This is a genomic window from Oribacterium sp. FC2011 (genome assembly GCF_000701645.1).
GTDB lineage: Bacteria > Bacillota > Clostridia > Lachnospirales > Lachnospiraceae > Oribacterium.
This window is the reverse complement of sequence record NZ_JNJM01000003.1, coordinates 184773-198169: the sequence shown is the minus strand read 5'-3', so window position 1 is coordinate 198169 and position 13397 is coordinate 184773. Positions and strand designations below refer to the sequence as shown.

The 13397-nt window shown below is 43.4% G+C and carries 12 protein-coding genes; 11 read left to right on the top strand and 1 reads right to left on the bottom strand.

Annotation, left to right across the window (positions count from 1 at the left end):
• Positions 1-56 precede the first annotated feature (56 nt).
• Positions 57-1517, top strand: a complete 1461-nt coding sequence (locus tag T357_RS19930) for an HAD family hydrolase (protein WP_049962247.1) — start codon at positions 57-59, stop codon at positions 1515-1517.
• A 61-nt stretch (positions 1518-1578) separates the two neighbouring features.
• On the opposite strand, the gene T357_RS0103700 is transcribed toward T357_RS19930, so the two are convergent.
• Positions 1579-2499: a YdcF family protein gene (locus T357_RS0103700; RefSeq protein WP_031548801.1), complete on the bottom strand. Its 921-nt coding sequence runs from the start codon at positions 2497-2499 to the stop codon at positions 1579-1581.
• A gap of 309 nt (positions 2500-2808) precedes the next feature.
• On the opposite strand from T357_RS0103700, the gene T357_RS0103695 reads away from it, so the two are divergent.
• From T357_RS0103695 to T357_RS0103650, 10 genes are all read left to right on the top strand, one after another.
• Entirely contained in the window at positions 2809-3705 is an 897-nt protein-coding gene (locus T357_RS0103695) for a transglutaminase domain-containing protein (RefSeq protein ID WP_049962246.1), read from the top strand.
• 20 nt (positions 3706-3725) lie between these two features.
• Entirely contained in the window at positions 3726-3953 is a 228-nt protein-coding gene (locus tag T357_RS0103690) for a hypothetical protein (RefSeq protein ID WP_031548795.1), read from the top strand.
• Between the two features lie 6 nt (positions 3954-3959).
• Positions 3960-5471 (top strand): MBOAT family O-acyltransferase, encoded by a 1512-nt coding sequence (locus tag T357_RS0103685; protein ID WP_031548792.1) that lies wholly within the window; start codon positions 3960-3962, stop codon positions 5469-5471.
• A 150-nt stretch (positions 5472-5621) separates the two neighbouring features.
• Positions 5622-6692: an SGNH/GDSL hydrolase family protein gene (locus tag T357_RS0103680; protein ID WP_031548789.1), complete on the top strand. Its 1071-nt coding sequence runs from the start codon at positions 5622-5624 to the stop codon at positions 6690-6692.
• Positions 6693-6895: 203 nt separating this feature from the next.
• The gene (locus T357_RS0103675; protein WP_031548786.1) at positions 6896-7408 is read left to right on the top strand and encodes a hypothetical protein; all 513 of its coding nucleotides are present in this window, start codon (positions 6896-6898) and stop codon (positions 7406-7408) included.
• A gap of 13 nt (positions 7409-7421) precedes the next feature.
• Positions 7422-8957 (top strand): amino acid adenylation domain-containing protein, encoded by a 1536-nt coding sequence (locus T357_RS0103670; RefSeq protein ID WP_031548784.1) that lies wholly within the window; start codon positions 7422-7424, stop codon positions 8955-8957.
• A gap of 241 nt (positions 8958-9198) precedes the next feature.
• The gene (locus T357_RS0103665) at positions 9199-10266 is read left to right on the top strand and encodes an NAD(P)-dependent alcohol dehydrogenase (RefSeq protein ID WP_031548781.1); all 1068 of its coding nucleotides are present in this window, start codon (positions 9199-9201) and stop codon (positions 10264-10266) included.
• Between the two features lie 166 nt (positions 10267-10432).
• Positions 10433-11458: a CobW family GTP-binding protein gene (locus T357_RS0103660; protein ID WP_031548778.1), complete on the top strand. Its 1026-nt coding sequence runs from the start codon at positions 10433-10435 to the stop codon at positions 11456-11458.
• Between the two features lie 228 nt (positions 11459-11686).
• Positions 11687-12286 (top strand): 5' nucleotidase, NT5C type, encoded by a 600-nt coding sequence (locus T357_RS0103655; protein WP_031548775.1) that lies wholly within the window; start codon positions 11687-11689, stop codon positions 12284-12286.
• A 48-nt stretch (positions 12287-12334) separates the two neighbouring features.
• A complete protein-coding gene (locus T357_RS0103650) occupies positions 12335-13318 on the top strand; it encodes an SGNH/GDSL hydrolase family protein (protein ID WP_031548772.1) in 984 nt (327 codons plus the stop codon).
• The last annotated feature ends 79 nt before the right edge of the window (positions 13319-13397 follow it).

Genomic DNA, 13397 nt, shown 5'->3' with positions numbered 1-13397 from the left:
TTCCCTTATTTATAATTGATTAGAAACAAAGTCAAAAATTTGGAGGTTATGATCATATGAAAAAATTAATCTCACTGATGCTTGCACTAGCATTGCCTTTGAGTATCACTGCATGTAACTCTACATCCATTCCTGCTTCTACTACGGCGGCTGCCGTTGAAGAGACCACCGAGGCGGCTGCTGAAACAGAAGAAGCTTCTAAGGACGAGGAAACAACAGAAGCAGCTACAACAGCCGAGGAAACCACCAAAGCTGAAACAACCAAGGCTGAGGAAACAACTAAGGCCGAAACGAGCAAAGCTGAAGAAACAACAGCGGCTGAAACAACCAAAGCTGAAGAAACAACTACAGCTGAAACAACCAAAGCCGAAGAAACAACTACCGAAGCTAAAACAACTGCAAAAGAAGCAACAGTGACCGAATCCGATTCAACTGAAAATAAGGTTATCAATTTTGATGAAATCAGGTCAGAGAAAACAGTCACAATCCCCGAATGGGATCCTTCATCCAAGGCTATGCAGTCTCTTGTAGAATTTGTATCCGCATCCGTAGATGAAAACAGCAAGAGTTATATCCCAGTTAAGGATCGTATCGCAGTATTCGATATGGACGGAACACTTACCTGCGAGACCTTCTTCACCTACTATGACACCTGCATGTTCATAAGCTATTGTCTCGAGGATCATCCGGAGAAGGTTAGTGATGACCTGAAGCAGGCAGCATTGGAACTGAAGCCCGGTTATACAGCAGGAGAGGCACTTGCCAGAAAATTCGCCAAGGCCTACGCCGGTATGACTGTCAAGGAGCTCTATGACTATGCTGTAGAGTTCGGACAGAAGAAAACACCAAGCTTTAACAACATGAGATATCTGGATGGTTTCTATCTTCCTATGGTGGAAGTTGTGAAGTATCTCTATGATAATGACTACACCATTTATGTTGTCAGCGGAACAGAACGTACAACCACAAGAGCAATCGTTGCCAACTCACCTATAAGTGAGTATGTATCTCCAAGCCATGTCATCGGAACAGAATTTGAAGTTAAGGTTAAGGGCAATGAGGAAGTACCTTCCAACATGGATTTCAAGTACAAGAACGGTGATGAACTTGTATTGACAGGCGGCTTCATCCAGAAGAACCTCAATGCCAACAAAACCATCTGGATCGAGAGAGAAATCGGACAGTATCCGGTACTTGCTTTCGGAAACAGCGGAAGTGATACCAGTATGATGAATTACGCTCTGGATGAGAGAAATCCTTATCCGGCACAGGCTTATATGGTTGTTGCTGATGATGACGTAAGAGAATGGGGAACCCAGAAATGGGACGAGAAGTCAGCAGATTATGAGAAGCAGGGCTATATCCCTATTTCCATGAAGAATGATTTCGTTAATATCTATCCTGAAGGCATCACAAGAGCCGATGTGCAGTATCATGAGCCTGAAGTCAATGCCGCAGTAACAGAGACTGCAGAGACTTCAGCCGAGACTACCGCTGAAACTCAGAAGGCAGCATAACAGCAAAATAGTCCACAAAAATTTATGGGAGAAATTCACACTGAATTTCTCCCGTTTTTCTTTAGTGATTTATACAGAATCCCAAAGCCAGGCATATCAGCAATGCGGCAATGTGAACCTTCCTGTACATATAGAGTATTGCGATGGTCTCACGGAAGAAAGCACCGGGCCAGAAATACCATTTTGATTCACTTCCTATAACCTGAACTTCCATGCCTTCGTTTTTGGCAAGCATTCCGGATCTTAATACATGGAAATCGGAGGTTACAACTGCGATTTTGGCATCAGGTTTTAGATCTTTGATTATCTTCTTCGAAAACTTCAGGTTTTCTTCGGTATTTCTCGATTTCTTTTCCGGAAAAACCTCGAAATCCTCAGCACCGTGGCTAAGGAGATACAGTTCCATGGCAGAGCCTTCACTCAAAGGCTCATCATCACCTTTTCCGCCGGAAGGAACATAATAGGCGGTTTTCTCATTTTCGATTTCCTGCTCCCATACAAAATGTATGGCACGATTGACTCTTTTCTTTATAAGTGGTCGCAGCAGTCCGTTCTTACTGATGGAGCATCCAAGTATGATGATATAGTCTTTGTCATAGACCGGTTTTATCCTTAGCACAGCGTAACCCATTATCCATATGGCTATCACTGTACATTCCATATACCTGATGAATGGCCTTATAACCCGATAAAAAGGTAATATTGCGGCAGGAAGTATTTCTGTTCCAAACCATAAAAAATATGAATCCAGAATGTACATTGCTGTGATCACATATATCAGAGATGGTATAGGACGGAAACCTTCTTTTGACATGAGTACGCCGTTATTCACACATACATATAATAACAAAAGTAAAAATACTATGGTGAGTGTACTTACCGGAAGGTTAAGAACCATGTCTGCCAGTAAAGTTATCAGAAAAACAGCTGCACCTAAAATAAGGATATTGATATAGGAGTATGGGTTTGTTTTTAGTGACATAGGTTATTTTTTCCTTGATGAAATCTATACAAACATCATAAGCTTAATGACTGACAATCAGTTATCGGACCCCGGAACAGAGTATTCTAAAAATCCCTTATGACGTTCTAAACAATTATATCAAACTATCAATCATCATAAAGGTGCATGTCATTTCTTGTACATAATGAAATAAAGTGCTAAGCTTTTATTAATGACGATTGTGCATCTTCACTACAAATAAAACACCATCAATCATGAAGATTAGTGCGAAAATATTTTTCATTACTATTTGTGCCGCCGGTAATAAGTGGCGTAATGGGGCTTATTATGAAAAGAGGAAGACTTTACATCATGGGGGGAAACAAAAAATCGAAAACCGCAGCAGCGATACTTCTGACAGGAGCATTGGCCTTTGGCAGTGTGAGCACTGCCTTTGCAGGAGTTATAGGTCATGGAATATCTGCAGGAAAATGGCAACAGGATTCCATCGGCTGGTGGTACCAGTATTACAATTCATATTATCCTGTGAATAAGTGGGAATTTATCAATGGTTACTGGTATCATTTCGGACCTGCGGGCTACATGGATACCGGCTGGTACACAGAAAACGGAGTTATGTATTATCTTGACCCTACAAATGGCAACATGTATAGGAACTGTCAGTCAGTCATAGATGGCTTTACTTATGATTTCGATGATTCCGGTGCCGCAAACCTTGAGAATCACTACAAGAGTCCTGTAGTCATCCCCCCTGAAGACCAGAAGAGCGACCTTGAAAAACTTGTGGATGCAATGTGTGATGACGTTCTTTCCGGGCTTGTCTATGACGGTATGACTGATCGTCAGAAGCTCACCAATATCTACTACTGGGTACGCAGTAATCTTTCTTACAGCGGACACTCTGCAACCAGAGACTGGGTAACTGAGGCCTATGAAGGTCTGAGAAGGCATCGCGGTGACTGCTACACTTATTTTGCGGTAACCCAGGCACTGCTCACGAGAGCAGGATTCCCAAGCATTGAAGTTATCCGATGCACCGACAATGATCACTTCTGGAATCTGACAAAATGCGACGGTCAATGGTATCACTTTGATACTACACCAAGAGCCGCAGGCGGAACCTTCTGCCTTCTGACAGACGCACAGATGCTTTCATATTCAGCAGCCCACAGAGGATGCTTTGCATTTGACCAGAGTCTCTATCCGCCTACACCTTTATATTGATCACAAACCGGAGAACAACTATGGAAGAACTTATCGAAATCCTTAAAGACATTGACCCAGACGTAGACTATGAAACCTGTGACACCCTTGTGGAGGATGGCGTTCTTACCTCCTTTGAGATGGTAATGCTGGTGACGGACATCAACCAGCGAATGGGTGTAAGCATTGCCCCGGAAGACATCCTGCCTGAGAATTTCAGCTCAGCCAAAAAGATTTATGAACTGATTCAAAAATCACGGGGAGAGTAATCTGACATGCTTCTGGTTTCCTATCAGTTTCTGCTGTTTCTGGCAGTGCTGGTCATCCTTTATTATCTTATTCCGAAAAAATTTCAGTGGATTTTAATGTTTACGGCGGGACTTCTTTTCTATGCCTGCGGAGGTCCCGGCGGACTTGTTTTTGTCTTAGTCACAGTTCTGTCCACCTGGGGACTGGCGCTGTCCATAAGCAGGATTCCAAAGGGAGAAAAGAAACGAAAGTCTTTATTCATCCTTGGTCTTTTGCTTAATGCAGGCATTCTCGCAGTACTGAAATACACAAACTTTTTCATCCAAAATATCAATGCTTTTCTAGAACCTCACGGCCAAAGTATCTCATATGTAAACTGGCTCCTGCCACTTGGAATTTCCTACTATACTTTTCAGTCAGTCGGATACTTTACGGATGTTTATCTAGGGAAGACAGAACCCGAAAAGAATCTCGGGCACTATGCGCTGTTTGTGACATTCTTCCCCCAAATGGTTCAGGGTCCCATCAGCCGATATGACGAACTCAAAGATCAGCTATTCAAAGGCTATACCTATGACAGCAGAAGAATCCGAAGCGGACTTCTCAGGATGCTGTGGGGATATTTCAAAAAACTTGTGGTGGCTGACCGTATCGCGCCTCTTGCCATCACCATAGCACAGGCGCCTGAAGGCTTCGGAGGAATCTGGGTGTGGATAGGCATGTTTTCCTACACCATCTGGATGTACTCGGATTTCACCGGCGGCATCGACATAGTACTAGGTGCGGCAGAGCTTTTCGGTATCGCTCTTCCGGAAAACTTTGATCATCCGTTTTTCTCAAAAAACCTCGCTGAGTTCTGGCGAAGATGGCATATGTCGCTCATGCGCTGGTTACGCGAATACATTTTCTTCCCCATTTCCATGAGTAAATCTGTGGGGAAGCTTTCCCAAAAAGCAAGGAAGGTTTTCGGGAAAAACATAGGCAGAAGAGTACCTCTCTATATAGCAAGCATTGTCACCTGGTTTGTGACCGGCATCTGGCACGGAGCTTCCTGGAATTTTGTATGCTGGGGCATGGCAAACTGTATCGCCCTTTTGATCTCTCAGGAGCTTTCCTCCTGGTCAAAAAAATTCCGTAAAACCCACACCTGGACAGAGTCCAATGCTTACGGCTGTTTTGAAGTGGTAAGAACTTTTCTCATTTTCTGTATGCTGGAAATGTTTGAATACTATCCGTTTTCTTCTGTATTCAGGCTGTTTGTCAGCATGTTTACAGAGTTTGATCCGAGGCAGTTGATAGGTGGAGCCCTATTTAACATGGGAATCACTATACAGGATTTCACCATACTTATCCTGTCTGTAGCTCTAATGGTCTGGACCGGTTTTGTAAGCCTGAAAACTCCCATGAGAGAATGGCTGTCAAAGCGTCCTGCATGGATACGTTTCATTTTGGTTTATGGACTGTTCCTTTGTGTTTTGATATTCGGAATCTACGGACAGGGATATGATGCAAGTCAGTTTATATACAATCAGTTTTAATTCAAACAGAAATCGGCTAAACATAGTTTCAGTCCCAATGATTATGACAAACATCATATTCCAGGAAGTCTGCCAAACAGTATGTTGAATTGAAATCCTTATTTCAGAATCAAAAAGCAATAAATGCTTTTATTAAGGAGGAACAGTAATTTGGACTCCAAAAAATATACCCGTTTTTTTATAGCGGCTCTTATCATTGCAGGTAGCCTCACAGCACTAACACGACTTCTGATGCCCAAGTATATGGGGCAGGTTACTGAAGGTGCCTTCATAGGAGAGTACTATGAAGACAAATCTTCCCACGACCTCCTGATCCTGGGTGACTGCGAAGCCTACGAAAACATTTCCCCTGTTGCACTCTGGAAGGAATACGGTATCACCTCCTGGATTCGCGGAAGTGCCCAGCAGCTGATTCCTCAATCCTATTATCTTCTGGAGGATACACTCAGGTACGAGACTCCTAAAGCAGTTCTTCTCAGCATTTCCGCAATGCAGCAAATTGAACAGGTGAGTGAAACCTACAACAGAATGACCCTGGACGGCATGCAATGGTCCGACGCAAAGCTTATGGCGATAAAAAACACCATGATGCCGGAGGAACACTTTATAGAATATGTTTTCCCGCTTCTCAGATTCCATTCCAGGTGGAGTGACCTTTCAGAGGATGACCTCAAGTACTACTTTCATGGTGAGCCCACTACACACAACGGCTACTATCTGAGAGCCGATGTGAGACCTGCAGGAGAATTCCCGGAGGAGCGTCGTGTCCGTAATCCGGAATTTGAGGCAAAGGGCTATGAATACCTCGATAAGATCCGTGAGCTCTGTGAAGAAAAGGGCATAAAGCTGATGTTTTTCAAGGCACCTTCTCTTTATCCCGTATGGCATGAGGAGTGGAACATGCAGATAGAAGACTATGCCGGAACCTACGGTATCCCCTACATCAATGCTTTGGAGGATATCGAAAAGATTGGCATTGATTTCGATACCGACACCTATGACGGAGGCCTCCATATGAATGTTTACGGCGCCGAAAAGGTTTCCTCTTATCTTGGGCCAATGCTTCTTGAGGCAGGTCTTCAAGACCACAGAAACGATCCCGAACTAGCACTACTCTGGAGCGAAAAAGAGAAGCGTTACGAAGATGATAAAGCTGCTCAGACAAAAGAATTCGCCGAGAAAGGATACCTTGCGAAATATGCAGGAGAGTACACTCATTAATATTTCTGCTGATCCATCAATAAGTGTCAGATCTGTAATATATGACATGCTTATTACGTTATAACCGGCTAAAAAATTTACGTTAAGGCTTTTACATGTTTAGTTTTCTGACGATATAATTATGGTAATAATGTTTTAGTATTTCATTAAAGTTTTGCAATGCTCACAAATCATAAAAAATATAAACCCGAAAGGAAAGGACTATGAAGAAAGCAAAGTTATTAACAGCTTCACTTTTAACTGCATTAACCATGACCATGGCGCCGGTGACAGCATTGGCCTTCGGTTTACCTTTTGCAAATCAGGCTCAGACGGAGGAATCCTATACCTTTAAAAGCGGCCTGACAGAGATAAAAATGGGAGACGAGGCAGCAGCTGTTATTGCGGCTCTCGGACAAACCACAAAGGCGGTTTTCGAGACTGACAGCTGTGCATATCAGGGAAAGGACAAGGTTTATACCTACAAAGATTTTGAAGTTTCCACTTTCCCAAAAGACGGAAAGGAATGCATATCAGCCCTTGTCATCACAGGGGCAAATGTGACAACCCCGGAGGGTATAAGCATCGGCTCCAAAGCCTCTGACGTAACAAAAATCTACGGCGCAAGCGACGGGAAGTACGGTATTTACAGATATGATAAAGGCCATTCCGAACTTACCTTCTACACAGATGCAGCAGGTTCCGTAGAAGAAATCGAATACATTTACAAACAGTGATCCGGAGGAAAAAATGATCAAAAATGTACTGGAGTATCTGGAAGCCTCTGAAGCGGGATTTCCCGATAAAACTGCTTACATGGATAAAAACGGCAAAATAACCTTTGGAGATTTAGGTGACAGGGCGAGGAGGCTTGGAAGCTTTCTCGCCCGTAAATCTGTTAAAGGAAAACCTGTTGCCGTATTCATGGAAAAATCGGTGGATATGATTCTAGGATTTATGGGAACAGTCTATGCCGGCGGCTTTTACTGTCCCATAGACGTGACCATGCCGGAGGAAAGGATACGTACTATTTTTTCGGTGCTGAAGCCCGCGGTTGTTCTGACCCGGGAAGCCGATCGTGAAAAGGTAACGGAACTTATGGCCGGACTTGATGGCGACACTGAAATTGCTGTCTATGAGGAGGCTTTACAGTATCAGGTTAATGTCTCCGTCCTTAACTCTATCAGAAAGAGAAGTGTTGACTCTGACCCGCTTTACGTACTTTTCACCAGCGGATCCACCGGAGTTCCCAAAGGAGTTGTAGTCCCTCACAGAGTCATGATCAACAACATGGAATGGCTGGAAAAGGAATATCACTTCACATCGGAAGAGGTGCTAGGTAACCAGGTACCTTTCTATTTTGATGTGTCGGATCATGATATCTACAGTGTATTGAAATTCGGTTGCAGCATGGTTATCGTGCCGCCTGAATATTTCGCTTTCCCGGTGAAGCTTGTACAGTTCCTGAATGAATATAAGGTGACAGCCATTTTCTGGGTGCCTTTTGCACTCTGTATGGCAGCAAATCTTGATGCCTTTAAGGCAGAGGTACCGAAGTATCTGAAGTACATCTTCTTTGCCGGTGAAGTTATGCCGGTGAAGCAGCTGAACTACTGGCGGAAACATTTGCCTGATTCACTTTATGCCAACATGTACGGACCCACGGAAACTTATGTGTGCACTTACTATAATCTGGACCGTGAGTTTAGGGACGATGAATCACTCCCCATAGGTTTTCCTGTCAGATATGCGGACATACTGGTACTTGACGAGAAGGGAGAATTAGTGGAACCGACTGAAGACGGATCCGAAAGCCGACAGGGCGAGCTTTGTGCCAGGGGATGTACATTAGCACTTGGCTATATGAACAGCCCTGAGAAAACAGCGGAAAGGTTTGTTCAGAATCCCCTTCAGAAAGGCTGGCCGGAGATCATCTACAGAACCGGCGACATAGTCCGCTACAACTCCCGCGGAGAGCTGGAATATCTAAGCCGGAAGGATTTCCAGATCAAGCATCTCGGCTACAGGATCGAGCTTGGTGAAATAGAAACTGCAGCCGGAGCAGTGCAGGGAGTCGAAACCTGTGCCTGCGTCTATGACATGGGACGAAAGATGATAGTTCTGGTGTATTCCGGAGAAGAGATTTCGAAACGTGATATGCTCCGCGCCCTGGAATCGAAAATCCCGAAATACATGCTGCCGAACAGGGTGCTTCACCTGGAGGAACTCCCTCACAATGCAAACGGAAAGATTGATAGGAAGAAGCTGGAAGGGATGGTGGTTTAAAACTGCTGACTGCTTCATTTGAAATTTCAGGATATGTTTAACATCGATGAAGCTTTTAAAGCTATATACAAAGTATAGTTCTATACCCGTCCTCTTAAGTTGTGCATTATTTATAATTATTATGTGTTTATTATCTATTTATAGTTAATTTTTATGTTTTTTACATGACAAAAAATTATCAATAGTATATAATGTACATAAATCTTTTCGACAATTTTTTAACAATTTAAGGAGGTATTATATGAAGGGTTTTGCAATGCTTAAGATTGGCGAGGTAGGCTGGATTGAGAAGGATCGTCCGGCTTGCGGACCTATGGACGCTATCTGCCGTCCTCTGGCAATCGCTATCTGTACATCTGATGTACATACTGTTTGGGAGGGTGCAGTAGGTGACCGTCACAATATGATCCTTGGTCATGAGGGATGCGCCGAAGTCGTTGAAGTAGGAAGCATGGTTAAGGACTTTAAGCCGGGTGACAAGGTTCTGGTTCCCGCCATCACACCTGACTGGAATTCACTTGAGGCACAGGCTGGCTATTCAATGCATTCAAACGGAATGCTTGCAGGCTGGAAGTTCTCAAACTTCAAGGATGGTCTTGATTCAGAGTTTTTCCATGTTAATGACGCCGACGGTAACCTTGCTCACATGCCAGAGGGTATGACTCTCGAGGATGCCTGCATGCTTTCAGACATGGTTCCTACAGGTTTCCATGGTGTAGAGCTTGCTGACGTACAGTTTGGTGATACAGTTCTCGTTATAGGTATCGGCCCTGTAGGTCTCATGAGTGTTGCGGGTGCACGTCTCCGCGGTGCTTCACGTATCATCGCAGTAGGCACACGTCCTAAATGCGTAGAAGCAGCTAAGTTCTACGGTGCAGACGAGTTCATCAGCTACAAGGACGGAACCATCGAGGAGCAGGTTCTCGCCAAGACAAACGGCAAGGGTGTTGACAGAGTCATCATTGCAGGCGGCGGAGTTAAGACCTTTGAATCAGCTGTTAAGTCTCTTAAGGCAGGCGGAAAGATTGGTAACGTAAACTACCTCGGAAGCGGTGATTTCGTTACAATTCCTCGTGTTGAATGGGGTGTTGGTATGGGTCACAAGCAGATCGCAGGCGGACTTATGCCTGGCGGAAGACTTCGTATGGAGAAGCTCGGATCACTTATTTCTTCAGGAAAGCTTGATGTAAGCAAACTTTCAACACATGTATTCCACGGTTGGGAGCACATTCCTGAGGCACTTCAGCTTATGAAGGATAAGCCTGCAGAGCTCATCAAGCCTGTTGTTATCCTTGATAACCAGCCGTAATCATTTTAATTTCTATTCCTCTTAGATTTATTATGATATCCCGGGCGGTCTCAGGACCGCCCTAATTTAGTATTTATTCAAATTGATATATTGTATCAGGATGCGTCAGTGGATTATAAGCAAGATATAGTTCATGCAACGGTTTTTGTTTTACAGGAGTTTGTTGATGAAGATTTTATTGGTATCAGGGTTTCTCGGGGCCGGAAAAACCACATTTATAAAGGAACTTATAAAGAGAACCGGGACTCACCCTGTGATCATGGAAAATGAATATGGCGATAACAATCTGGATTCCCTGGAGCTCCGGAACGATACCGCCAAAGAAGATGACATTCAGGTCATGGAATTTATGGAGGGATGTGTCTGCTGTACCATGAAGGACAGCTTTGCAAATTCCGTATTTACCATCTTTTCATCCCTTGACCCTGAGTATCTCATCATTGAACCCACCGGTGTCGGAAGACTCAGCAATATAATCAATAATTTACAGCCTTTTCTCCACGGTAGCATCAGTCTTTTGAAACCTGCAGTGGTTCTTTCTCCGGAAAATTTCCAACAGAATATGAAGGAGTGGCCTGAGCTTTACAGGGATCAGGTTGCCAATGCTGAGACCGTTGTTTTTTCCAAGTGTGAACATACTTCCACAGAAGTCCTTGAGCAGGTATCTGCTATGATAAGAGATATAAATCCACACGCTGAGATCATAGGGTCACATTATTCAAACATGAGTGATGAATGGTGGATGTCTCTTATGGGTTTGGGAGATACTTCTGATAATGCTTCCGAAATTACTGCTATACCGGGTTCAGGGTCTGATTCATTATCAGGAGATTCTTCCGGTGAGGCAGCTGCAAAGGATGAATTCACACAGGTAAGCATTAGCCGGACAGAGCTTCATAATCCGGCCGAGCTTGTAATGTTCCTTGAAGACTGCCTTCACAATGAATTCGGGCATATGGCAAGAGCCAAGGGGACAGTGATGATCGATGGAGAGATGCTCAGATTCGATCTCGCGGACCGTATGTATGCCATAACATCTTCACCTGACACAAAGTGTCAGTGTGTATTCATCGGACAGTACCTGGACGAAAAGAAGATAAGACAGCGCTTGTGCGGTGGAAAAAAAGCAGTTCGGAAGATCCGGCAATTCCCGCAGAGACAGCTCAAGGCTGCTGTAAATGATATTTGGTAATTTAAAGATATAAGCTCATTTGCGGTAAATTCATACCGCAAATGAGCTTTTTTATTGTAATTTGATCATCGATTTCACAACAAAGCCTATACAAACAACTTTAGGTGAACTATTATTCCATTATGGCCGTATTGGTTGTTTTATATGTTTTAAATAATCCAACAGATATTGTCTGCCCCCTTCTTTAAGTTAATTAAAGCAGGCCGGTGTTTGGAGTATAGGAGTGTTATGAAAATATATGTAGACTTTGATGATTGTCTCTGCGAAACCGCCAGAGCATTCACAGTAATTGCAGAAAGACTTTTCGGGAAGAAAGTTCCTTATGAAGATGTACGGTTTTTTAATCTTAAAAGTTCCTTTGATCTTACGGATGATGAATATGAAAAAATGATGATAGAAGGGCATCTTCCCGAGATCCTTTTATCCTATGAAGAAACACCCGGAGCATCGGAAGTCCTTAATGCGTGGATTGATCAGGGGCATGAAGTTTCTATCATTACCGGTCGCCCTGCAAGTTCCTATGAGCACTCCAGAAAATGGCTTGACCAACATGGTCTTGATCGTGCCCGTCTTTTTACCCTCAACAAATATGGAAGAGACTCCTTTATCAAGAACAGTGAATTCAATCTGGAGCTTGAGGACTACTACAAAATGAAATTTGATTTTGCAGTAGAGGATTCACCCATGGCTTTCAGATTTTTTGATCATATGCCGGACCTGAAGATCATGGTTTTTGATCGCCCCTGGAACCGGGAATGTGAGTTTCCAAACAAAAACTATACCCGATGTCCGAATTGGGAGTATATTAAAGAAAAAGTGAATAAATAATTGAATAAAAAAGTGATTAAATAATAAACAAAGAAACGGAGTACTATTATGAAAAAAAGAACTATTACCGCGATATTGCTGATCACAGCATTATCATTAACACCTGTATTCTCTACATATGCAGAGACACAGGGAAGTTCTGAATCTACATCGGAAACATTTCCGACAGTCCCTGAGACTGAAAGCACGGATACCTATACAACCGGTGTGACACAAACAGAAAATGTACCGAAAGCAGAAGAAACATTGTCAGAGGAAGAAATCCTTCGGGAGCAGCAAAACAGAGCATGGCTTGCGGAACAGGAAAGGCTTCAGGAAGAGGCTCTTCGTGCTCAAAGAATAGGAGATTTTTATAAGGATTCTGTTGTTATAGGAGATTCTGTAGCAGAGGACTTTTCCCGTTATGCTGTAAGAAATTCTGCATTACCCATATTCCAGAATCTTAAGTTCCTCACCAGAGTAAGTTACTCGGTTCATAACGCCTTTATGGCGATTTCCGGCAAATCCAAACATCCCATATATCAGGGACAGCAGATGTACGCCTGGGATTCCTTAAAGCTTATGGGAGCAAAACACATTTATACTTTCTTTGGACTGAATGACCTTTGGGGTGGTGTGGACGGCACTGTGGCAAAGTATCTTCAGTATCTTGCAAAGATACAGCAGGAAATTCCCGGTATAAAGATCACTATTGTAAGTACAACACCTATATATGTTTATGCCAAAGAGGAATTTAACAATGACACCATCCGTGCATTTAATGCAAAGATGGCAGCATTGGCCGCAGAAAACGGTTGGGGATATCTTGATGTAGCGTCACGGCTCTATGACAGTGAGGGAAATCTCGCAAAACAATATTGCAGCGATAAAGGTATTCACCAGACAAACGCAGCTTACAAGCATTGGCATGCCGCCTTTGAGGAGTATGCCGAGGCACACCTCAATGATGATCTTGAGGATAAGCAAGATGAGAAGTCAGTTGAGAATCTTGAGGATAAGCAGGATGAGAATCTTGAAAACAAGCAGGAATAATTCATCAACCTGCCGTTAAACAATGATAGTTGAAGGCCCCCGGAGCAAATGTTCCGGGGGCCTTTTTTAGTGAAGAGAT

Coding starts and splice junctions, on each gene's coding strand:
- T357_RS0103660 (WP_031548778.1), top strand. CDS start 10,433: ATGAAGATTTTATTGGTATCAGGGTTTCTCGGGGCCGGAAAAACCACA.
- T357_RS0103650 (WP_031548772.1), top strand. CDS start 12,335: ATGAAAAAAAGAACTATTACCGCGATATTGCTGATCACAGCATTATCA.
- T357_RS0103665 (WP_031548781.1), top strand. CDS start 9,199: ATGAAGGGTTTTGCAATGCTTAAGATTGGCGAGGTAGGCTGGATTGAG.
- T357_RS0103700 (WP_031548801.1), bottom strand. CDS start 2,499: ATGTCACTAAAAACAAACCCATACTCCTATATCAATATCCTTATTTTA.
- T357_RS0103685 (WP_031548792.1), top strand. CDS start 3,960: ATGCTTCTGGTTTCCTATCAGTTTCTGCTGTTTCTGGCAGTGCTGGTC.
- T357_RS0103675 (WP_031548786.1), top strand. CDS start 6,896: ATGAAGAAAGCAAAGTTATTAACAGCTTCACTTTTAACTGCATTAACC.
- T357_RS19930 (WP_049962247.1), top strand. CDS start 57: ATGAAAAAATTAATCTCACTGATGCTTGCACTAGCATTGCCTTTGAGT.
- T357_RS0103695 (WP_049962246.1), top strand. CDS start 2,809: ATGAAAAGAGGAAGACTTTACATCATGGGGGGAAACAAAAAATCGAAA.
- T357_RS0103690 (WP_031548795.1), top strand. CDS start 3,726: ATGGAAGAACTTATCGAAATCCTTAAAGACATTGACCCAGACGTAGAC.
- T357_RS0103670 (WP_031548784.1), top strand. CDS start 7,422: ATGATCAAAAATGTACTGGAGTATCTGGAAGCCTCTGAAGCGGGATTT.
- T357_RS0103655 (WP_031548775.1), top strand. CDS start 11,687: ATGAAAATATATGTAGACTTTGATGATTGTCTCTGCGAAACCGCCAGA.